At 74.1% G+C, this 21,965-nt stretch carries 16 protein-coding genes; 10 read left to right on the forward strand and 6 right to left on the reverse strand.

All coding sequences use genetic code 11. The annotated features are described in order from the left end of the window. Positions 1–2: 2 nt before the first annotated feature. Both ACIQVI_RS18410 and gatB read left to right on the forward strand, forming a co-directional pair. On the forward strand, positions 3–236 hold the full coding sequence (locus ACIQVI_RS18410; RefSeq protein WP_163013975.1) for a hypothetical protein: 234 nt from the start codon (positions 3–5) through the stop codon (positions 234–236). A gap of 16 nt (positions 237–252) precedes the next feature. Continuing rightward, positions 253–1,764, forward strand: a complete 1,512-nt coding sequence (gene gatB / locus ACIQVI_RS18415; protein WP_351969305.1) for an Asp-tRNA(Asn)/Glu-tRNA(Gln) amidotransferase subunit GatB — start codon at positions 253–255, stop codon at positions 1,762–1,764. A gap of 73 nt (positions 1,765–1,837) precedes the next feature. Here the strand turns inward: gatB and ACIQVI_RS18420 are convergent, their stop codons facing one another. Beyond that, the gene (locus ACIQVI_RS18420; RefSeq protein WP_403596677.1) at positions 1,838–3,817 is read right to left on the reverse strand and encodes a serine/threonine protein kinase; all 1,980 of its coding nucleotides are present in this window, start codon (positions 3,815–3,817) and stop codon (positions 1,838–1,840) included. A 453-nt stretch (positions 3,818–4,270) separates the two neighbouring features. On the opposite strand from ACIQVI_RS18420, the gene ACIQVI_RS18425 reads away from it, so the two are divergent. The 3 genes from ACIQVI_RS18425 to ACIQVI_RS18435 all read left to right on the forward strand — a co-directional run bounded on the left by ACIQVI_RS18425 (position 4,271) and on the right by ACIQVI_RS18435 (position 9,368). Further along, positions 4,271–6,361 (forward strand): phosphocholine-specific phospholipase C, encoded by a 2,091-nt coding sequence (locus ACIQVI_RS18425; RefSeq protein ID WP_403596680.1) that lies wholly within the window; start codon positions 4,271–4,273, stop codon positions 6,359–6,361. 186 nt (positions 6,362–6,547) lie between these two features. Further along, a complete protein-coding gene (locus ACIQVI_RS18430) occupies positions 6,548–8,785 on the forward strand; it encodes an MMPL family transporter (RefSeq protein ID WP_351969308.1) in 2,238 nt (745 codons plus the stop codon). Beyond that, complete coding sequence (locus ACIQVI_RS18435; RefSeq protein ID WP_403596684.1) at positions 8,763–9,368, forward strand: GNAT family N-acetyltransferase; 606 nt, start codon at positions 8,763–8,765, stop codon at positions 9,366–9,368. The genes ACIQVI_RS18430 and ACIQVI_RS18435 overlap by 23 nt, the downstream gene beginning before the upstream one ends. Positions 9,369–9,463: 95 nt before the next feature. Here the strand turns inward: ACIQVI_RS18435 and ACIQVI_RS18440 are convergent, their stop codons facing one another. Both ACIQVI_RS18440 and ACIQVI_RS18445 read right to left on the reverse strand, forming a co-directional pair. Continuing rightward, positions 9,464–10,036 (reverse strand): MarR family winged helix-turn-helix transcriptional regulator, encoded by a 573-nt coding sequence (locus tag ACIQVI_RS18440; protein WP_403596687.1) that lies wholly within the window; start codon positions 10,034–10,036, stop codon positions 9,464–9,466. Between the two features lie 100 nt (positions 10,037–10,136). Then, on the reverse strand, positions 10,137–10,694 hold the full coding sequence (locus tag ACIQVI_RS18445; protein ID WP_351969311.1) for an NAD(P)H-dependent oxidoreductase: 558 nt from the start codon (positions 10,692–10,694) through the stop codon (positions 10,137–10,139). A 130-nt stretch (positions 10,695–10,824) separates the two neighbouring features. Between ACIQVI_RS18445 and ACIQVI_RS18450 the strand changes: the two genes are divergently transcribed. From ACIQVI_RS18450 to ACIQVI_RS18460, 3 genes are all read left to right on the forward strand, one after another. Continuing rightward, on the forward strand, positions 10,825–11,367 hold the full coding sequence (locus ACIQVI_RS18450; protein ID WP_403596690.1) for a hypothetical protein: 543 nt from the start codon (positions 10,825–10,827) through the stop codon (positions 11,365–11,367). A 137-nt stretch (positions 11,368–11,504) separates the two neighbouring features. Next, positions 11,505–11,684 (forward strand): hypothetical protein, encoded by a 180-nt coding sequence (locus tag ACIQVI_RS18455; protein WP_403596693.1) that lies wholly within the window; start codon positions 11,505–11,507, stop codon positions 11,682–11,684. Positions 11,685–11,773: 89 nt separating this feature from the next. Beyond that, entirely contained in the window at positions 11,774–14,803 is a 3,030-nt protein-coding gene (locus ACIQVI_RS18460) for an AAA family ATPase (protein ID WP_403596921.1), read from the forward strand. On the opposite strand, the gene ACIQVI_RS18465 is transcribed toward ACIQVI_RS18460, so the two are convergent. The 3 genes from ACIQVI_RS18465 to ACIQVI_RS18475 all read right to left on the reverse strand — a co-directional run bounded on the left by ACIQVI_RS18465 (position 14,687) and on the right by ACIQVI_RS18475 (position 17,396). Then, on the reverse strand, positions 14,687–14,974 hold the full coding sequence (locus ACIQVI_RS18465; RefSeq protein WP_403596924.1) for a DUF6191 domain-containing protein: 288 nt from the start codon (positions 14,972–14,974) through the stop codon (positions 14,687–14,689). The two genes, ACIQVI_RS18460 and ACIQVI_RS18465, sit on opposite strands and share 117 nt — an antisense overlap. Positions 14,975–15,000: 26 nt before the next feature. After that, entirely contained in the window at positions 15,001–16,155 is a 1,155-nt protein-coding gene (locus tag ACIQVI_RS18470) for a PQQ-dependent sugar dehydrogenase (RefSeq protein WP_403596696.1), read from the reverse strand. A gap of 239 nt (positions 16,156–16,394) precedes the next feature. Beyond that, a complete protein-coding gene (locus ACIQVI_RS18475; protein WP_403596699.1) occupies positions 16,395–17,396 on the reverse strand; it encodes an aldo/keto reductase in 1,002 nt (333 codons plus the stop codon). Positions 17,397–17,471: 75 nt separating this feature from the next. Here ACIQVI_RS18475 and ACIQVI_RS18480 point away from each other — a divergent pair, with 75 nt between their 5' ends. Both ACIQVI_RS18480 and ACIQVI_RS18485 read left to right on the forward strand, forming a co-directional pair. Next, complete coding sequence (locus ACIQVI_RS18480; RefSeq protein ID WP_351969316.1) at positions 17,472–18,437, forward strand: 2-hydroxyacid dehydrogenase; 966 nt, start codon at positions 17,472–17,474, stop codon at positions 18,435–18,437. 510 nt (positions 18,438–18,947) lie between these two features. Further along, entirely contained in the window at positions 18,948–21,782 is a 2,835-nt protein-coding gene (locus ACIQVI_RS18485) for a putative bifunctional diguanylate cyclase/phosphodiesterase (RefSeq protein ID WP_403596703.1), read from the forward strand. Positions 21,783–21,965: the final 183 nt, after the last annotated feature.

A 21,965-nucleotide genomic window follows, 5' to 3' on the forward strand; every position in this document is an offset into this window, starting at 1 on the left:
CCATGGCAAAGAAGGCCAAGAACTTCAAGAAGTCGAAGACCGGTCTGTACGTCTCGCTGGCCACCACCGCCTTCGGCGCGGTCAGCGTCGCCAAGCAGGCGAAGCTGGCCCGCAACGACAACGACGTCCTGCGGCTGCTCGACGCCGCGGTGTCCGCCGCCGCGATCGCGACCGGCCTGGCGATCCTCTACCGGGAGCTGAAGCGCCTGGGCGACGACGACGTCCTGCTGGGCTGAGAGGGAAAGTCTCACCGTGACTGTCACTGAACTGCTGTCGTACGAAGCGGCGCTCGCCGAGTACGACCCCGTCATGGGCCTGGAGGTCCATGTCGAGCTCGGCACCCGCACCAAGATGTTCTGCGGGTGCTCCACCGAGCTGGGCGCGGACGCCAACTCGCAGACCTGTCCGACCTGCCTCGGCCTGCCCGGCTCGCTCCCGGTCGTCAACGCGATCGGCGTCGAGTCCGCGATCAAGATCGGCCTCGCGCTGCACTGCGAGATCGCCGAGTGGTGCCGCTTCGCCCGGAAGAACTACTTCTATCCGGACATGCCGAAGAACTTCCAGACCTCCCAGTACGACGAGCCGATCGCCTTCAACGGCTACCTGGACGTCCAGCTGGAGGACGGCGAGGTCTTCCGCGTGGAGATCGAGCGCGCCCACATGGAGGAGGACACCGGCAAGTCCACCCACATCGGCGGCGCGACCGGCCGCATCCACGGCGCCTCGCACTCGCTGCTCGACTACAACCGGGCCGGCATCCCGCTCATCGAGATCGTCACCAAGCCGATCGAGGGCGCGGGCGACCGGGCCCCCGAGGTCGCCAAGGCGTACGTCGCCGAGCTGCGCGAGCTGATCCGTGCCCTGGGCGTCTCCGAGGCGCGCATGGACAAGGGCCAGATGCGCTGCGACGTGAACCTGTCGCTGCGCCCGCACGGCACCGAGAAGTTCGGCACCCGCTCGGAGACGAAGAACGTCAACTCGCTCCGTTCGGTGGAGCGCGCGGCGCGCTTCGAGATCCAGCGGCACGCGGCCGTCCTGTCCTCCGGCGGGACGATCGTGCAGGAGACCCGTCACTTCCACGAGGACGACGGCTCCACCACCTCCGGCCGCATCAAGGACAACGCCGAGGACTACCGCTACTTCCCCGAGCCGGACCTGGTGCCGGTGGCCCCCTCCCGCGAGTGGGTCGAGGAGCTGCGGAAGGGCCTGCCCGAGCTGCCGCGCGTGCGCCGCAACCGGCTGCGCGAGGAGTGGGGCGTCTCCGAGCTGGAGATGCAGTCCATCCTCAACGCGGGCGCGGTCGACCCGATCGTCGCCACGATCGAGGCGGGCGCGGACGCGGCCTCGGCCCGCAAGTGGTGGCTGGGCGAGCTCGCCCGCAACGCCAACGAGCAGGGCGTCTCCCTGGAGGAGCTGCCGATCTCCCCGGCGGACGTGGCCCGGGTCTCGGCCCTGGTCGCGGCCGGCGACCTCAACGACAAGCTGGCCCGTCAGGTCATCGAGGGCGTCCTCGCCGGCGAGGGCACCCCGGACGAGGTCGTCGAGAAGCGCGGTCTGAAGGTCGTCTCCGACGACGGCGCGCTCGGCACGGCGGTCGACGAGGCCATCGCGGGCAACGCGGCGATCGCGGACAAGATCCGCGGCGGCAAGGTCGCGGCGGTCGGCGCCCTGGTGGGCGCGGTCATGAAGGCCACGCGCGGCCAGGCGGACGCGGCGAAGGTCAAGGACCTGATCCTGGAGAAGCTGGGCGTCTCCGAGGGCTGAGTCCCGTCCCGTACGGGAAAGAGGGCGGCCCCGCACCGGAACTCCGGTGCGGGGCCGCTTCCGTGTGGTTCCGCTACCGCTTGAGGAGCGGGGCGGCGATGACCACGTACGCCTTCTGCGAGAAGGTGCAGGTGTCCTCCACGCGGATCCGCAGCCGCAGCGCGCCCTTGACGGAGAGGCTCTTCACGACGGGCTTGCCGAGCTTCACGGCCTCGGAGAAGAGGGCGGGCTGGTCGTCCACGGAGATGGTGATGCGGGCCTGCTCGGTCGGGGAGTCGTCGGCGATGCCGGCGGTGAACTCCAGGGTCTCCCACTTCCGGCTGAGGTTGAACTCCATGGACGACTCGGAGGAGCAGCCGGTCACGAAGGCCGAGCCGTAGTCCCGGGCGTTGAGCGTCGCGGACTCCACGGTGAACTCGTCGAGGCCGTCGATGGGGGAGAAGCCGGTCAGGTCGACCTCGTCGCTGCCGTCCACGGCGCCCGGGTCGCCGTTCGTCGGGCTTCCCGAGGGGTCCGGTTCGGTGGAGGCCGTGTCGGTCGGATCGGCCGACGCGGGCTCCGCGGTGGGCTCCTCGGACGTGACGTCGGGGGTGGGCTCCGTCGTCTCCGGGGCCGGGGTCGTGGCCGTGGTGGTCACCACGGCCGGACCGGCCTTGTCGCCCTCGCCGCCCCCCTTCTTGTCGCCGAGGAGCTGGATCCCGGCCACCGCGAGGACGGCCACCAGGACGACACCGGCGACGGCGCCGATCAGCGGGCCCTTGCGGCGGCGGCGCGGCGCGGGGGCGGGGGCGGTCGCGGGGGCCGCCTGGGCCGGGGGAGGCGTCGGCGGACCGAAGCCGGGGGCGCCGAAGCCGGGTCCGTTGACACCGGGTCCGTCGACTACCGGGCCGGCGACGGTGGGTGGCTCGGCGGACGGCTGGGGTACGGCGTGCTGCGGGGCGACGGCGGGCGCCGGGGCGACGACGGGCGCGGCGACCACCGGCCGGGGGGTCACGACGGGCTGCGGGGGCGCTGCGGGCGGCCGGTCCTCCGGCGCGGCCGCGGCCGTCGGCGGCGGGGTCGCGGGCTGCGGCGGCGCGGTGGGCGGGGCGACCGGGACCGGCGGCGCGGCCGGGGCCGGCGGGACCGCGTCCGCGACCGTCGCCGGGCGCGAGGTCGTCGTGGTGGACACCACCCCGTGCCGTACGTCCTTCACCCAGGACGACAGGGAGATCGGGCGCCGCGCGGGGTCGGCCGCCGCGATGTCGAGGACCCGGTCCCGCTGCTCCTCCGGCAGCCCGGCGATCTGCGGCAGCGCGCGGAACGCGCCGACCAGCTGCTCGGGCGCGGTCGGCGGGGACTGGCCGCTGAGCAGGAAGTAGGCGATGGCGCCGAAGGCGTAGCGGTCGGTGGCCGGGGTGCGCTTGCCCTCGAAGACCTCGGGGGCCGCGTAGCCGGGGGTGAACCACACCTCGGCGGTCTGGTGGTCGGCGGTCAGCTTGCTGAGGCCGAAGTCGACGAGGGTCGCCTGCCCGTACTCGTCCACCATGACGTTGCCCGGCGAGAGGTCGCCGTGGACGACCGTGCGTCCGGACGGGGTGGCCTTCCCGGAGTGCAGCCAGTCGAGGACGTCCGCGAGCTGCTCCAGGGTCCGCATCACCTCGCGCCGCTCGGCGGGGGAGGCGAGGGTGCGCTCGGCCCGCCAGTCGCGCAGGTCGAGGCCGTCGACGTGGTTCATGACGAGCACCAGGGCCCGGCCGGTGATCGTCCCGGACTCGCCGGGGCGGTGGATCGGCGGGCCCTGGAAGTGCTCCCGCACGCCGACGACGCCGGGGCGGTGCACGAAGCGCAGCAGCTCGGCCTGCTCGTTCCACTTCTGGCTGATCCGCTCGAAGATCTCGGGCGTGATCGTCGTCTTCGAGTCGAGGACCTTGACGACGACCGGCTCCGTGCCGCCGGCGAGTTCGATCTCCGCGAGATAGAGCACGGCCTCGCCGCCGCGCCCGATGGACCGGAGGAGCCGGTACCGGTCGGGAGCGGAGTCGGGACCGATGTGGTGTGCCGTCTTGCTCAAGTTTCCCCCAGGGCACAGTGATTGGCAGGCGCTCAGCTTGCCGCTCCGGCGGCCCCGTGGTCAACGCGGCTGCGTACGCCCGGAATCCCCCTGCCCGCATCCACCCCGAACGCCCCCTGCCGACCCGAAACCGGGCCCCGGAACCCGACCGGCCGACCCCGATCCCGTGCCGCTCTGCTCCGAGGCCTGCCCGCCCCGGCCCCGGACACCCCGAACCGGACCCACGGGCCCTGCCCGCGTATCGCCCGGATGCCGTCCGGATCCCGCACCCCGCCCGCCACGCACAGCGCAGCGTCATGGCCGGAAATCGATTGGATTCCCTGCGCGGCCCCTTGGACGTTCACCACCGCGCCCCCGCCGGGTCTTCTCGTCGTCATCCCGTCTCACTACCGTCCCCGACGAACCACCCAATGGCTCGAAGGAGAACCATTGGCCGTCGACTGGAGGTCGGTCTTGTCGTCCGAGATGTCCCGCAGAAGGCTCCTCGCACTGGGCGGAGGCACCCTCGGTGCCGCCGCGGCCGGATCGCTGCTGCCGCCGTCGTTGCAGGCCGCGATGGCCGCGGAGCCCCACTCCGGAGGACTTTCGGCGGTCCGGCACGTGGTGGTCCTGATGCAGGAGAACCGTTCCTTCGACCACTACTTCGGCACCCTCCGCGGCGTCCGCGGATTCGGCGACCGCAATGCCATTGAGATCCCCTCCGGGACGTCGGTCTTCGAGCAGCCCGCCGAACCCGGCCGGACCGTCCTCCCCTTCCCCATCCGCGACGCCGCCGCGACGCAGAAGAAGGACCTCCAGTACATCGGCGACCTCGACCATTCCTGGGGCGGCGGCGCCAAGGCCTGGCACGGTGGCTGGATGGACGGCTGGGTTTCGGCCAAGACCGCCGCCACCATGGCGTACTACGACCGGCGCGACATCCCCCTGCACTACGAGCTGGCCGACACCTTCACCGTCTGCGACGCCTACCACTCGTCGATCCACACCTCGACGAGCCCCAACCGCAACCACCTCTGGTCCGGCTGGACCGGCCATGAGGCCGACGGCAGCCGGGCCGTCACCAACGCCGCCTACGCCGAGGCCACCCACCCCGGCTACGGCTGGTCCACCTACGCCGAGCGCCTCGAAGCCGCCGGGCGGAGCTGGAAGACGTACACCGAGTGGGAGAACTTCACCGACAACAACATCGAGTTCTTCACCACCTTCAAGAAGATCGCCCGCAAGGCGCTCGCCCGCACCGGCGGCCACACCTTCATGGAGTCCTTCTACGCCGCCGTGCGCGGCACGAAGGACCCCGCCGAGCGGACCCGGCTCCTCGGCCTCCTGGAAGAGGGCGTCGCGGACCTCACGCGGACCGAGCGCTCCCTCTTCGAGCGCGGCCTCCGCCGCGTCGAGAGCGGCACCCTCGCCGACGCCTTCCGCGCCGACGTCGCCGCCGGGACCCTCCCCGAGGTCTCGTACCTCGTGCCCTCCGCGATCGACTCCGAGCACCCCGGCTCCTCCTCCCCGATCGCCTCCGCCACCCTCGTCTACAAGGTGCTCGACGCCCTCGGCTCCCACCCGGACGTCTGGCGCCACACCGTCGTCCTGATCAACTACGACGAGAACGACGGCTTCTTCGACCACGTCCCGCCGCCCGTCCCGCCCGCCGAGAACACGGACGAGCGCTGGCAGGGGCGGCCCACCGGCCTCGGCATCCGCGTCCCGCTGCTCGTCGTCTCCCCCTGGTCCGTCGGCGGCTACGTCTGCTCCGAGACCTTCGACCACACCTCCGTGATCCGCTTCCTGGAGAAGCTCACCGGCGTCCGCGAGCCCAACATCACCCCCTGGCGCCGGACCGTCACCGGAGACCTCACCTCCGCCTTCGACTTCCACCGGGGCCGCAGGCAGCCCGAGGTCGAGCAGCCGGGACCGGTCCCGCCGTTCACCGGCCGCTGGCGGCCCCAGCCCCCGGCCGTGCAGCGGATGCCCGTCCAGGAGCCCGGCATCCGCCGCGCCCGCCCCCTGCCGTACCAGCCGGACGCCGCCGCCACCGTCCGCGCCGGTGCCGTCACGGTCGCGCTCAGCAACAAGGGGAAGGCCAGCGCGCACTTCGCCCTCTACCCGTACGCGGGCGAGTTCGACGTCCCGCAGCACCGGGACGTCAGGGGCACGGGGGAGTGGACCGTCCCCGTCCCGGGCGACCGCTACCGCTTCACGATCACCGGCCCCAACGGCTTCCGGCGCGAGTTCGAGGGCCCCGCGACGGGCGGCGCCGAGCTGGCCACCCGGATCGACCACCACGACCGCGACCTCCACCTCACCGTGCGGAACACCGGCCGCGCCCCCGTCTCCTTCACCGTCCGGCCGCTGGGGTACGGGGACGAGGACGACCTCGCGGACTGGACCCGCACCGTCACCGTGAAGCCCGGGAAGACCCGTACCGTCGTCCACTCGGCCGCCGACGCGCACGGCTGGTACGACGTCGAGGTGACCGCCCCCGGGGGCTTCCGCCGCCGGCTCATGGGCCACATCGAGAACGGCCGCGCCAGCGTCTCCGGCTGAGCGCGCGACGAGCCGGGGCGCGGGGGCCGGCCCTCCCGCGCCCCGGTGAACGACACCGCTGTGACCATCGACACGAAAGGGGCAAACGATCACGTTTGGCTGCGAGAGTGGGCGCACGTAGGTCATGCGTTCTTTATCGGGCCGTTCCCCGGGAAAGATCCACGAACCACCCAGGGAGCACGTCCTTTGGCAGCCATCGCCCGGTGGTGCATCCGGCACCGCCTCGTCGCCGTCCTCCTCTGGCTCCTCGCCCTCGGCGGGGCCGGCGCCGGGGCGATCCTCGCGGGGAACGCGTACTCCAACGACTACGAGGTCCCCGGCACCGAGTCCGGCCGCGCCACCGCCCTCCTCGACCGGGGCTTCCACGGCCTCGGCGGCGACGCCGACACCATCGTCTGGCACACCGAACGCGGCAGCGTCCGCGCCGACGCCGTCCAGGAGCGGATGACCGGCGTGCTCCGCGAGGTCGCCGAGCTGCCCGGCGTCGCCGCCGTGACCTCCCCGTACGGGGACGCGGCGGGACGGATCAGCGAGGACGGCCGCACCGCCTACGCCACCGTCACCTTCGCCGAGCAGGCCGACGACGTCCCCGAGAGCCAGGCGAAGGCCCTCGTCGACACCGCCGAGGCCGCCGAGACCGACGGGCTCCAGGTGGAGCTCGGCGGCACCGTCGTCGCCCTCACCGAGGCCCCCGGCGGACACGTCGCGGAGGTCGTCGGCGTCGCCGTCGCGGCCGTCGTCCTCTTCCTCGCCTTCGGCTCGCTCGCCGCCTCCGCGCTCCCCATCGCCACCGCGCTCGTCAGCGTCGGCATCGCGTACTCCGGGATCGTGCTGCTCGGCCATCTGATGACCGTCGCCGACTTCGCCCCCATGCTCGGGATGCTCGTCGGCCTCGGCGTCGGCATCGACTACGCGCTCTTCATCGTGACCCGGCACCGCAAGGGCCTCAAACGCGGCCTGTCCGTCGCCGAGGCCGCCGAGACCGCCGTCGCCACCACCGGCCGCGCCGTCGTCTTCGCCGGGGCCACCGTCTGCATCGCCCTGCTCGGCATGTTGATCCTGCGGCTGAGCTTCCTCAACGGCGTCGCCATCGCCGCCTCCCTCACCGTCGTCCTCACGGTCGCCGCCTCCGTCACGCTCCTGCCCGCGCTGCTCTCCCTGATCGGAACGCGCGCCCTGTCCCGGCGCGAGCGCCGCACCCTGGCCGAGCACGGGCCGCAGCCGGAGCTGCCCACCGGCTTCGCCGCCCGCTGGTCGGCCTTCGTCGAGCGCCACCCCAAGCTCCTCGGGGCCGTCGCCGCCGTCGTCATGGCGGTCCTGGCGCTGCCCACCCTCTCGCTCCACCTCGGCACCTCCGACCAGGGCAACGGCCCGGCCACCGCGACCACCCGGAAGGCCTACGACCTGCTTGCCGAGGGCTTCGGGCCCGGCGTCAACGGCCCCCTCACCCTCGTCGCCGGACTCGACGGCGCCGACGACCGGGTCGCCCTCGACCAGCTGCCGGCCGCGCTCTCCGCGACCAAGGGCGTCGCGGCCGTCTCCCCGGTCACGTACAACAGCTCCGGCGACACCGCCGTCCTCACCGTCGTGCCCGACTCCTCGCCGCAGTCGAAGGCGACCAGCGAGCTGGTCGACCGGCTGCGCCAGGACGTCCTGCCGAGGGCCGAGGCGGGCACCTCCCTGGACGTGAACGTGGGCGGGGTCACCGCCTCGTACGACGACTTCGCCGAGATCATCGTCGGCAAGCTGCCGCTCTTCGTCGGCGTCGTCATCGCCCTCGGCTGTCTGCTGCTCCTGCTCGCCTTCCGCTCGATCGGCATCCCGCTCAAGGCCGCCGCCATGAACGTCATGGCCGTCGCCGGCGCCTTCGGCGTCGTCGTGACGGTCTTCCAGTGGGGCTGGGGGAGCGAACTCCTCGGCCTCGGCAGCGCCGGACCGATCGAACCCTTCCTCCCCGTGATCATGGTCTCCGTCCTCTTCGGACTCTCCATGGACTACCAGGTCTTCCTGGTCAGCCGGATGTACGAGGAGTGGCTGGAGACCGGCGACAACCGGCGGGCGGTCCGGGTCGGCCTCGCCGAGACCAGCCGGGTGATCAACTCCGCCGCCGTCATCATGATCTCCGTCTTCCTGGCGTTCGTGCTCTCCGGCGACCGGGTGATCGCGATGTTCGGCATCGCGCTCGCGGCCGCCGTCGCCCTCGACGCCTTCGTCCTGCGCACCCTCCTGGTCCCCGCCCTCATGCACCTGCTCGGCGGCGCGAACTGGTGGCTGCCGAAGGGCCTCGACCGCCTGCTGCCCCGGATCAGCATCGAACCGCCGGAGAGCCGGGCCACCGCCGACGCGCGTGCGAAGATCCCCGCACAGCGCGTGACGGTCCCGACCACGGAGGAGAACGAGGATGTTCGCGATATCGCTGGGTGACGACGGCGCCGAGCTGCGGCCCCTGGAGCCCTGGCGGGCGGAGGAGTTCCTGGCCCACATGGACCGGGGACGGGAGTACATCGGGCGGCACATCGGCCTCCCGGACATCGTCACGGACCTGGACTCCGCCCGCTCCTTCCTCCGCTCGTACGCCGAGAAGGCCGCGAACGACGCGGGCCGGATCCTCGGCATCTGGACCGGCGGCACCCTCGTCGGCGGCGTCATGCTCCGGACCATGGACGTGACGTACGGCACCGCCGAGGCGGGCTGCTGGCTGGAGCCGTCCGCCGCCGGGAAGGGCCTGGTCACCCGGGCCTGCCGGGTGATCATCGACTGGGCGGTCGAGGAGCGCGGCATCCACCGCGTCGAGTGGTACGCCTCCACGAGGAACGAGGCGAGCGTCGCCGTCGCCCGCCGCCTCGGGATGACGAAGGAGGGCGTCCTGCGCGAGAACTACCCGCACCGGGGCACGCGCACGGACACCGAGATCTGGTCGGTCCTGGCCCCGGAGTGGCGGGCGGCGAAGAAGGAGGGGGAGGAGCGGGCTGAGGGGGAGGAGCGGGGGGAGCGGGCGGGGGCGTAGCCGATCCGCCCGGTACTTCCCAGCAGCTCCGGTACTCCTCGGCAGCCCCGGCACTCCTCAGCAGCCTTGGTACTTCTCGGCAGCCCCGGTAGTCCTCAGCAGCCCCCGGCCGCCGGGGGCCCGACAGCCCCGGACCCTGTCTCTCCGGAACCCGTCTCCCCGGGCCCCGTCCCCCCGGATCCCGCCCCCTCGGCCCCCGTCCCCTCCGACTCCGCGCGGAGGCGGGCGGCGAGGGTCCCGGAGATCTCGGTGAGCGCGTCGAGCTGCGCGGGGGTCAGCGGCCCGGTCAGCCAGCGGCGGACGTGCTCCGCGCGCCGGGGGAAGGCCCCGGTGACGGCCTCCCGGCCCCGCGGGGTGAGCGCGACGACCGCGCCCCGGGAGGAGCCGGGACATCGCTCGCGGGTGATCAGGCCGCGCCCGGCCATCCGGGTCAGCTGGTGGTGCAGCCGGCTCTTCTCGAACTGGGTCACCCCGCTCAGCTCGTAGGGCCGCAGCCGCCCCTCCGGGGCCCGGACGAGCGCGCCGAGGATGGCGAAGTCCGGTTCGGAGAGGCCGGTGTCCTGCTGGAGCCGGCGGGCCATCTGCGGCCAGAAGAGCATCTGCATCTCGAAGAACGCGTTCCAGGCCTTCTCCTCGTGCCCGTCGAGCCACTCCGAGGTACCGCTCATCTCCGCGCTCCTTGCCGTGCTGGGGGACCGACCCGTCAACCCCCCAGCACAACACCCCCCGTTCCCGCCGGTCAATCCGGCCCGGTCCGGTCGCGCGGGGTCAGCCGCGCAGCGGCGCGAGCGCGCCCGCCCAGGCCTCGACCTGGTCGAGCACCCGGGAGAGCTCCTCCGCGCGGCCCTCGCCGGGGGCGAAGGCGGGGTACGCGGGGAAGTCCAGCGCGATCGGCAGCGCCAGCTGGGCCTGGACGGTCGCGATCCGCAGCTCGGCCGCGATCTGCCGCAGGTGCTCCACCGCGCGGACGCCCCCGGTGCCGCCGAAGCTGACGAACCCGGCCGCCTTGTCGTTCCACTCGCCGTAGACGAAGTCGAGCGCGTTCTTGAGCACCGCCGGAACGCTGTGGTTGTACTCGGGGGTGACGAAGACGTACCCGTCGAACTCGGCGACCTTCTCGGCCCAGCGCCGGGTGTGGGCGTGCTCGTAGCGGCCGTACTGCGGGGGCAGGGCCTCGTCGTAGGCGGGCAGGTCGTACTCCGCGAGGTCGACCAGTTCGTAGTCGGCGGCGGTGCGGGCGGCGGCGGACTTGTGCACCCACTCGGCCACCTCTCGCGTCACGCGACCCGGTCGCACGCTTCCCACGACGACGGCGATCTTGGGCATGGCTTCCCCTCGTTCCTCATTGAGTTGACGTATCACCTCAAGGGTGCGCGCGAGTGAGGTGATACGTCAACCCGCGAGGATTGCGGGCGCGTTAAGGCCGCTCTCATACGGGACCCCTAGCGTGCGCCGCATGGACATCAAGACGACCGAGAAGACCGAGCCCGCGGAGAAGACCGACGAGGCGGTGGAGCCGGAGAACGGCACGGAGCCGCTCGTCGAGGACGTGGACGTGGACGAGGACCTGGACGGGGACCTCGACGGGGACCTCGACGGGCGGGAGGCCTCCGCCGCCACGGACTCGGGAGTCGGCGCGGGCGCCGCCGCCGTGGTCTCCGCCGCCCTCGGCGCCGTCGCGCTCACCGGCACCTGGACCGGCAAGGTGGTCTCCGAGCGCGAGACGCTCGTCGGACAGATCAAGACCTCCGGCTCCGGCACCCCCACCCAGCAGATCAGCGAGATCTACGGCGACGCCTGGCACAGCACCGCCCTGGTGAACGGCGTCTTCGCGCTGCTCGCCCTGATCGTCGCCGTCACCGTGCTGCTCCTGCCCCGGCGCCCCGCCTGGGTCCGCGCGGTCGCCGTCGCCGGCGCCGTCCTGGGCGGCCTGGGCGTGCTCCTGTCGATCGGCACCTACTTCGACCTGTTCCTGAGCCTCCCGACCGCCGGCTCCTAAGGCCTCCCCGGGGAGCGGCCTAAGGACCCCCGCGCCCCGAAGATGCGGCACTCGCCCGATGCGACCGGGCCCCCTGGGAGACGACCGTAGAGGCGTCGCGAGAAGCGACGCCCCTACCGACCCGCCCGGGAGCACCGATGTTCGAGTACGAGATCGACCGCATGAACCACGCCCAGCTCGTCCGCGAGGCCGACGCCCGCCGTCTGTCCCACGAGGCCGCCGCGTCCGCGAGCCGGAAGCCCCGCCCCGCCCGCCGGACCACGGAGGAACCGACGGACGACGACAGCGGCCCCACCCGCTTCACCCGGGCCGCGTGACCCTCCCCGTGCCGCCCGCCCCCGGCACGGCACCCGAGCCGGGCGCGGCCCCCGGCCCCCGTACGCGCGTCCCCGAGGGCGCCTGTGCGATGCTCGGCCGTGTGGAGACCAGGTCCGTCAGTCCCGTCTTCGTCGGCCGGGCCGGCGAGCTCGGCGCCCTCGCCGAGGCGCTCTCCCGCGCGACCGCGGGAGAGCCCCAGGCCCTGCTCGTCGGGGGCGAGGCGGGCGTCGGGAAGACCCGGCTCATCGAGGAGTTCACCGGCACGGCCCGCGACCGGGGCGCCGTCGTCGCCCTCGGCGGCTGCGTCGAGCTCGGCGCCGACGGACTGCCCTTCGCCCCCTTCTCCGCCGCCCTGCGGGCCCTGCGCCGCCTGCTCCCCGACGAGCTGACCGCCGCAGCCGACGGCCAGCACGGCGAACTCGCCCGGCTGCTGCCCGAACTGGGCGACCCCGGCGGCCACGACCCCGCCGACGAGGACTCCACCGCCCGCCTCTTCGAGCTGACCGTACGGCTCCTGGAACGGCTCGCCGCCGACCGCACGCTCGTCCTCGTCCTGGAGGACCTGCACTGGGCCGACACCTCCACCCGCCACCTCCTCACCTACCTGCTGCGCACCCTCCGGCGCGGCCGGATCGTGGTCGTCGCCAGCTACCGCGCCGACGACATCCACCGCCGCCACCCCCTGCGCCCCCTCCTCGCCGAACTCGACCGGCTCCGCACCATCCGCCGCATCGAGCTCCCCCGCTTCACCCGCACCGAGGTGCACCACCAGCTCACCGGCATCCTCGCCGCCGAACCCGACCCCGGCCTCCTCGAAGAGGTCTTCGAACGCTCCGACGGCAACGCCTTCTTCGTCGAGGAGCTCGTCGTCTCCCACGAGGCCGGCTGCGCCCCCGGGCGGCTCGGCGACTCCCTGCGCGACCTCCTCCTCGTCCGGGTCGAGGCCCTCCCCGAGGACGCCCAGCGGGTCGTCAGGATCGTCGCCGAGGGCGGCTCCACCGTCGAGTACGGCCTCCTCGCCGCCGTCGCCCGGCTTGCCGAGGACGACCTCATCGAGGCGCTGCGGGCCGCCGTCGGCGCCAACATCCTGCTCGCCGTCCCCGACGGCGACGGCTACCGCTTCCGGCACTCCCTCGTCCGCGAGGCCGTCAGCGACGACCTGCTGCCCGGCGAGCGCTCCCGCCTCAACCGCCGCTACGCCGAGGCCCTGGAGGCCGACCCGACGCTCGTCCGGGCCGACGAGCGCGCCACCCGGCTCGCCACGTACTGGTACCACGCCCACGACCCGGCCAAGGCGCTGCCCGCCGTCCTGCGCGCCTCCGTCGCCACCCGGAAGCGCCACGCCTACGCCGAGCAGCTCCGGCTCCTCGAACGGGCCATGGAACTCTGGGACGAGGCCCCCGCCGAGGTCCGGGCCTCGCTGCGCCCCATCGACTACGCCGAGTCCTACCCGCCCTGCGGCTGCGACCCCGACACCGCACCCCTGCGCCACCTCGACCTGCTCGCCGAGGCCGCCGTCGCCGCCCGGCTCAGCGGCGAACGCGAACGCGCCCTCAAGATCGGGAAGACGGCGCTGCGGATCCTCGGCGGCGAGGAGGAGCGCGACCCCCTGCGCGCCGCCTGGTTCTGGACCGAGAAGGCCCGCCTCCAGTCCAACCTCGGCCGGGGCGACGGACGCGAGGAGATCGCCCGCGCCCAGGAACTCGTCAAGGGCCTCCCGCCCTCCGCCGTCCACGCCGTCGTCCTCGTCGGCGCCGCCGGCTGGGGCATGTTGCGCGACCCGGGCCCCGACGCCCTCACCGCCGCCGAACGCGCCGTCGAGTACGCCCGCCTCGTCAAGGCCGAGTCGATCGAGCTCAACGCCCGCCTCACCCTCGGCACCATCATGGTCGCGGCCGGCGACGTGGAGACCGGCCTCGCCGAGATGCACGCGGTACGCGAACGGACCGGCGCCCTCGGCCAGTTCACCGAGACCGCGCGCGCCCACATCAACATCGCCTCCGCCCTGGAGTTCCTCGGCCGCTCCCCGGAGGCCGTCGAGATCGCCGAGGCCGGCATCCGCCTCGCCCGCAGGTACGGGCTCGTCGACAGCGTCGGCTGGGCCGAGGCCAACCGGGCCGAGTCCCTCTTCTCCCTGGGCCGCTGGGAGGAGGTCGAGGAGGCCGCCGAGCGGCTGCTGCGCTCCGCCACCAGCACCAAGCCCCGGGGCTCCGCCTCCCTCCGGCTCGCCCAGCTCGCCGCCGCCCGGGGCGAACCGGACGCCGCCGCCCGCCACCTCGCCGACGCGCGGGCCGTCTACGGCACCCGCGACCCGATCCCGCAGTACACCCTGCCCATGGCCCAGGTCGCGGTCGCCGTGGCCGCCGCCGAGGGCCGCGTCGCCGACGTCCGGGCCGAGCTCGCCGCCGCCGAGCGGGGCGGCTTCCCGCCCGGCACCCACCGCTACGGCTGGCCGCTCGTCCTCACCGCCGTCACCGCCGAGGCCGACAGCCGGGGCCTGCCCGCCGCCGACGAGGGCCGCGAGGGGGCGCTCGCCCTGATCCGCCGCTGCTTCCGCTCCCTGGCCGCCCCGGTCCCCGTCTGGGCCGCGCACTCCCGGCAGGCCTCCGAGGAACTGGCCCGCGCCGAGGGCCGCGAGACCGCCGCCCGCTGGGCCGAGGTCGTCGCCGCCTACGAGCCGCTGGACCGCCCCGCCCAGCTGGCCCGCGCCCGCTACCGCCTCGCCGACGCCCTGCTCGCCGAGGGCGGCCGGCGCGAGGAGGCCGCCGCCCTGCTGCGCGGGGCCCGCGCCACCGCCGACCGGCTGGACGCCCGCCCGCTCCGCGAGGACGTGGACCTCCTCGCCGCCCGCGCCCGGCTCTCCCTCGCCCCCGAGGAGCGGCCCCCGGCACCGGCGGAGCCCGCGGACGACGCCTTCGGCCTGACGCCCCGCGAGCAGGACGTGCTGCGCCTGGTCGCGGCCGGCCGCACCAACCGCCAGATCGCCGGGGAGCTGTTCATCTCACCGAAGACGGCCAGCGTCCACGTCTCCCACATCCTGGCCAAGCTCGGGGTCGCCGGCCGCGGCGAGGCCGCCGCCCTCGCCCACCGCCTGCACCTCCTCGACGTCCCCCGCTGACCCGCCGCCGGAGTCCTCCTCCGCGCGGGGGACCCGTATCGTCACCCGCCCCGACCGCAGGTCTATCGGACCCCGTCCCGGATCCGCGTCCCCCTGGTCCTCCCGGGTCAGGGCGAGGCGCTGCCGCTCGTCCTCCGCGTGCCTGCGCCCCGGTGCGAACAGCTCCGTCATCGGACCGAACACGGTCACCGCCTCCCTCACCCCACCCGGAGGCGGAGGATCCTGTCGTCGCCGGGCCCGGGCGTCCCCCGGGTGTCGGTCTCGCTGGTCACCAGCCAGAGCCGGTCGCCGCCCGTCGCGAGCACGGTCCGCAGCCGTCCGTGCCCACCCTCCAGGAACGCCTCGGGCTCCCCGGAACGTTCCGCGCCGGAGAGCGGGACCCGCCACAGCCGCTCGCCCCGGAGCCCGGCCATCCAGATCGCGCCCCGCGCGTACGCGATGCCGCTCGGGGAGGCCTCCGAGGTCCTCCACTGGGCCACCGGGTCCTCGAAGCCCCGCTTCCCGGCCTTCCCCTCGGCCTCCGGCCAGCCGTAGTTCTTCCCGGCCCCGACCAGGTTCAGCTCGTCCCAGGTGTTCTGCCCGAACTCGGCCGCCCACAGCCGCCCGTCCGCGTCCCAGGCGAGCCCCTGCACGTTCCGGTGGCCGTACGAGTACACCACCGAGCCCGGGAAGGGGTTGCCCGGCGCCGGACGGCCCTCCGGCGTCATCCGCAGGACCTTCCCGCCCAGCGACTCCCGGTCCTGCGCCAGGCCCGTCTCGCCGGTCTCGCCCGTCCCCGCGTACAGCATCCCGTCGGGGCCGAACGCGATCCGCCCGCCGTTGTGCGTGAACCCCTTGGGGATGCCGGTCAGGACCGGCTCCGGCGGGCCGAGCCGGTCGCCGGCCCCGCCCCCGTACCGCATCCGCACGATCCGGTTGTCCGAGGCCGCCGTCAGGTACGCGTACACCCGGTCGTCCCGGACCGCGAGGCCCAGCAGCCCGCCCTCGCCGCCCGGCACGACCCCCGGGACCTCGCCGAGCGGCGTCTTCGCGCCGGTCCGGCCGTCGATCCGGGTGATCGTGCGCTCGTCCCGCGAGGAGACGAGCAGGTCGCCGCCGGGCAGCTCCGCGAGCCCCCACGGCGACTTCAGGCCCTCGGTCAGCGTCCCCGCCACCGTCACCCGCCCGGCGGCCGGGGGAGCGGCGGCGGTCCCCGAGGACGAAGCCGAGGCCGAAGCCGAGGCCGATGCCGACGGGGGCGTACGCGGGCGTTCCTCCGTGCTTCCCGAGGACGCGCCCCCCGAGGAGCAGCCGGCCGCCAGGACCAGCGCGACGGCGCCCCCCAGGGCCTTCACGACGACAGGACGTTTCATGGCACGCTCCCCTTCGGAGGGTCCGGCGGGCTCGACGGGTCGAACGGCATCCCTACCCCTGAGAACACCTCCCGGCCCGGAGGGGTTCCCACCGGGCCGGGCCGGGGGCCGGGACCCCAGGGACACCCGGCCCGGGGAGGCCCGGGATTCCCGGCTCCCGGAACCCCTCCGGAACCGGCTCCCGGAACCCCTCCGGAACCGGCCCCCGGAACCCCTCCGGAAAACGGTGCCCCGCCCGCTCAGTCCCAGGACCCCCGGGGCGCCGGGAGCGACTCGATCTCCGTCAGGTCCGCCGGGGTCAGCCGCAGCGAGGCCGCCGCCGCGTTCTCCACCGCCCAGCGCTCCCGCTTCGCCCCCGGCACCGGCACCACGTGCCGTCCCCGGCCGAGCACCCACGCCAGGGCCACCTGCGCCGGGGTGACCTCCGCCCCGTGCCGCGCGGCCACCCGCCGCAGGCCCGCCACGAGCGGCTGGTTCGCCGCCATCATCTCCGCCGTGAAGCGGGGGTGCCGGGCCCGCGGGTCGTCCGGCTCGAAACCGCCGCCCGGGGTCAGCGTCCCGGTCAGGAAGCCGCTGCCCAGCGGCATCGCCGCCAGGAAGCCGACGCCCCGGGCCGCGCACCAGGGCAGCAGCCGCACCAGCGCCTCCTGCGACCACACCGACAGCTCCGCCTCCACCGCCGCCACCGGGAAGACCTGCTGGATCCGCTCCAGCTGCCGGATCGTTCCCTCGTAGCCGTCGCGGCCCGCGGCCCGCCGTCCCGACCGGGCGCCGACGGCGCAGAGCCCGAGCGCCCGCACCTTGCCCGCCGACACCAGCTCGGCCATCGCGCCCCAGGTCTCCTCGACCGGCACCTCGGGATCAGCCCGGTGCAACTGGTACAGGTCGATGACGTCGGTCTGGAGCCGCCGCAGCGAGGCGTCGCAGGCCCGACGCACGTACCCCGGGCGCCCGTTGGCGACCACGTGCTGGTCGCCGACGAGCAGCCCGCACTTCGTCGAGACGAACGCGTCGGCCCGCCGCTCCTTCAACACCCGCCCCACGAGCAGCTCGTTGGTGAACGGGCCGTACATGTCGGCGGTGTCGAGCAGGCTCACCCCGGCGTCGAGGGCCGCGTGCACGGTCCGCAGCGAGCGGTCCCCGCGCTGCTGCGAACGGCTGTACGCCCAGTTCATCGGCATACACCCCAGGCCGATCGCACCCACGTCGAGCGCCGTCGCCCCGATAGTCCTGCGCTCCACCTGCCGGTACCCCTCCCTGTGCCGCCCCCCAAAGTAACCAATGGGGCACGGGATTCTTCGCATAGCCTCCCGGACATGAGATGCGAAGACACCGCCGCCGACGTGTGGCTTCCGATTCCCGCGGACGAGATCGAGGATCTTCCCGAGCCGGGCGAGTCGGGCCTGAACTACCGCTTCTGGGACGGCGGGCCGGAGTTCCCCGCCGACCCCGCCCACTGCGCCTTCTACGTCGTCCCGTACATGAAGGGCTCGGAGATCGCCGTCCGGCCGATGGACGGCATGACCTCGGTCCGGGTCGTGCAGACCCTCTCCGCCGGCATCGACCACGTCACCCCCGGCATCGGATCGCTGCGGCCGGGCGTCGCCCTGTGCAACGCGAAGGGCGTCCACGAGGCCAGCACCGCCGAGCTCACCCTCGCCCTGATCCTGGCCTCGCTGCGCGGCATCCCCGGATTCGTGCGCGGCCAGGACGCCGAGGAGTGGCGGGCCGGCTTCTACCCGGCGCTCGCCGACAAGTCCGTCCTGATCGTCGGGTACGGCTCCATCGGCGCCGCGATCGAAGACCGGCTCGCACCCTTCGAGTGCGCGCGGGTGGCGCGCGTCGCACGCTCCGCGCGCACCACAGGGCGCGGCCCGGTCCACGCCCTGGCCGACCTGCCGGCGCTCCTCCCGGAGGCGGACGTCGTCGTCCTCTCCACCCCGCTCACGCCCGCCACCAGGCATCTCGCCGACGCCGGGTTCCTCGCCCGGATGAGGGACGGGGCGCTCCTGGTGAACGTCGCCCGGGGCCCGGTCGTCGACACGAACGCCCTGCTCAAGGAGGTCGAGAGCGGCAGGATCACGGCGGCGCTCGACGTCACGGACCCGGAACCGCTGCCGGCCGGGCACCCTTTGTGGCACGCTCCCGGTGTCCTGATCAGCCCCCACGTGGGAGGTTCCACCTCCGCCTTCATGCCGAGGGCGAAGCGGCTGATCGCGGCACAGCTGCGGCGGTTCGCGGCGGGCGAGGACCTGTCCAACGTCCTCCTCACCACCGGCTGAGCCGCGCCGTCCGACGGGGTCGCGGACCGCGTCCGGACGGCGCACGCCGGCGCACACCGGACACAACACCCCTGGTCGTCACGGAGAGTACTGCGACCCTGTCCCTGAGTGACCAACCTGGTGTATCGTCCCGGAGCGGGGGACTGCGTCGAGTACGGGCTGACGCCGGGGAGCGAAGTGACGGGACATCAGATTCCGAGGGGGGCGACGGGTGGAGCACGGCCTGAGGACCGACGGTCCGACCCGACGGCGCCGCCGTCCGCCGGCCTTCCGCGCCTCGTCGCCGGCCTCGTGTGCTCGGTGCCGGACCAGACCGCGCGGCACCGGCCCCCGGGCCCCGCGGGGCCGCCGGGCACCGGCGGGCGCCCGGTGGCCGGGGGCGTCGCGCCCCCGGGCCGCGACGCCCACGGCCCCCACGACTGCGACGGGCACGCCCCCGGGCGTGCCGACGAGCCGCCCGCCCGGCCGCACGACGCGGCCGCGTGCGGGAGCCCGGCGCCGGAGGGCCCGGTGAGCGCGCCCGGGGCCGTCCTCGCGCGCCGCCCCGTCGGCGACGGCGATCCGGGGCCCCCGGCACCCGGCCGCCCCGGCACCGGGGCGGTCCTCGCCCAGATCGCCCTGGGGCTCCTCTGCGCGGGCTACACGACCGGCGCCTCCCTCGGCTGGGGCTCCCCGGAGATGGCGCTCTTCATGGGCGACTTCGGACTGAGCGCCGCCGCCCTCACCGCCGCGGTCTCCTGCTACCTCTACGCCCGGGCCCACCGCGGCAGCGCCCGCCCCGCCTGGCTGCTCTTCGCCTTCTCCTCGTTCATGGCCGCCGCGGGGAACGCGGTGTGGGGCTGGTACGAGGTCGTCCTGCGCACCGAGGTGCCGGACTTCTCCGTCGCCAACCTCTTCTTCCTGCTCTTCGCGCCGCCCGCCATCGTCGGCCTCCTCGTCCTGGCCAAGAAACCCGCCAACCGGGCCGGCTGGGTCTGCCTGGGGCTCGACACCTGGCTCATCGGCGGCTCCCTGCTCACCCTCTCCTGGAGCCTGGCCCTCGCCCGCAACGCCCACTTCGAGGGCGAGTCCGTCGCCCGGGCCGCGCTCTCCCTCGCGTACCCCCTGCTCGACATCGTCCTCGTCAGCATGGTGCTCGTCCTGCACTTCCGGCGCTCGCAGGCCAACCGCTCCGCGACCAACACCGCGATCGCCGCCCTCGCCCTCACCGTCCTGTGCGACGCCCTCTTCACCTCGCCGCTGCTCCGCGAGAACTACGCCTCCGGCCAGCTCCTGGACGCCGGCTGGTTCGCCGGTTCCCTGCTGCTCGCCTACGCGCCCTGGGGGGTGCGCCGGCTCCCGGACGGCGCGGTCGCCGCGCGCGGCCCCGGGCTGCACAGCCGTCCGGTCGCCGGTTCGCTCGCCGCCCTCACCCCGTACCTCGCCGCCGCCGTCTGCACCCTCGGCATCCTCTACAACGTGGTGGAGGGGCGCCGGGTCGACCGCGTCGTCGTCCTCACCGGCTGCGCGGTGGTGCTCGCCCTCGTCGTGCGGCAGGGCATCATGCTCCTCGACAACATCGCCCTCACCCACGAACTGGCCCACAAGGAGAACCACTTCAGGTCGCTCGTGCAGGGCTCCAGCGACGTCATCATGATCGCCGCGCCCAACGGCAGGCTGCACTACGTCAGTCCGGCCGCCTCCGGGGTGTACGGGCGGGACGCCGACGAGCTGATCGGCACCGAACTCGCCGCCCTCATCCACCCCGAGGACCTCGGCGCCGTCGTCCACGAGGTGCGGCGCTTCCTGGCCGCCTCGCCCGCCGAGGAGCCCACCACCCGGATCGAGTGCCGCTTCCGCTCCGGGCGGGGGGACTGGCTCAACGTCGAGTCGACCGTCAACCGGCACCAGGGCGGCCTGATCTTCAACAGCCGGGACGTCACCGAACGCGTCCGCCTCCAGGCCCAGCTCCAGCACAACGCCGAGCACGACCCGCTCACCGACCTGCCCAACCGCGCCCTCTTCACCCGGCGGGTCCGGCAGGCCCTCGGCGGCCGCCGCTCCTCCGACCCCGGCACCGCCGTGCTCTTCATCGACCTCGACGGCTTCAAGGGGGTCAACGACCGGCTCGGCCACCAGGCGGGCGACGAGCTCCTCGTCCAGGCCGCCCGCCGCCTCCAGGACTCCGTACGGGCCGGGGACACGGCCGCCCGGCTCGGCGGCGACGAGTTCGCCGCCCTCATCCTCGGCGACGGCGGCCGCGACCGGACGGCCCGCCGGAACCAGGTCCAGGAGATCGCCGACCGGCTCCGGCTCACGCTCTCCCGGCCGTACCGCCTGGACGGCGGCCAGGAGGTGCGGGTCGCCGCCTCCATCGGCGTCGCCTTCGCCGAGCCCGGCGTCGACGCCGGGGACCTCCTGCGCAACGCCGACCTCGCCATGTACCGGGCCAAGGCCGCCGGCAAGGACCGCGTCGAGCTCTACGCCCCCCAGATGCAGGCCGAGGTCGTCCGGCGGACCGAGCTGGCCGCCCGGCTGCGCACCGCCCTCCACGACGGCGAGTTCGCCCTGCTCCACCAGCCGGTCGTCGACCTGGCCACCGGCCGGATCGCCGCCGTCAGCGCCCAGGCCCGCTGGCGCTCCGCCCAGGGCATCCTCTTCACCCCCGCCGAGTACCTCCGCGTCACCGACGACGGCGAGCGCACCGCCGAGCTCGGCCGCTGGCTCCTCGAAGAGGCCGTGGAGCAGGCCGCCGAACGGGCGGGAATCGGCCATCGCACCCCCGTCTCCATCCGGCTCTCCGCCCGGCGCCTCCTGGACCGCTCGCTGCCGCTCGGCTCCGTCGAGTCCCTGCTCACCCGGCACGGCCTGCCGTCCGGCTCGCTGATCGTCGAGCTCGCCGACAGCGACCCCCGGATCCCGCTCGACGAGCTGGAGCAGCGCTTGGCCGCCCTGCGCAGGCTCGGGGTGCGGATCGCGCTCGACGGCTTCGGCAGCGGACACGTGGCGGTCAACGCGCTGCGGCGGCTCCCCGTGGACATGCTGAAGCTGGACCGGGGGCTCGTCGAGGGCGTGGTCGAGTCCGCCCGGCTCCGCAAGATCACCCGGGGCGTGCTCCGCATCGCCGGGGACCTGGGCGTGCGGACCGTCGCCGACGGCGTGGACGTGCCGGAGCAGGTCGTCGCCCTGCGCGCCATGGGCTGCACCCACGCCCAGGGCATGGCCTTCTCGGGCCCGCTCGACGAGTACCGGCTGCGCAGGGCCCTGGTCCGGGACGAATACCCGCTGCCCGGAGCGGTCCCCGTACGTGTCGGAAACCGTCCCCCGATCGGCTCACATAATGAGACGCCCGTCCCACCCACTTGACAGTGAACCGGGCTGAGGGGGAGGGTCAGTGCCATGCGCACCCGAATTCTCGTACTTGGAAAGCGCGTCGGCTGAAGCGGGGTCACCACAGGCCCGCTTAGAACGCACCCGACGCGCTCCCCTCGCTTGCCTCACGGCACGAGGGGTTTTTTGTTGCACCGGCTCCCTTTGAAATCGCCGCAA

It is taken from the genome of Streptomyces sp. NPDC098101 (genome assembly GCF_044760185.1).
Classification (GTDB): Bacteria; Actinomycetota; Actinomycetes; order Streptomycetales; family Streptomycetaceae; genus Streptomyces.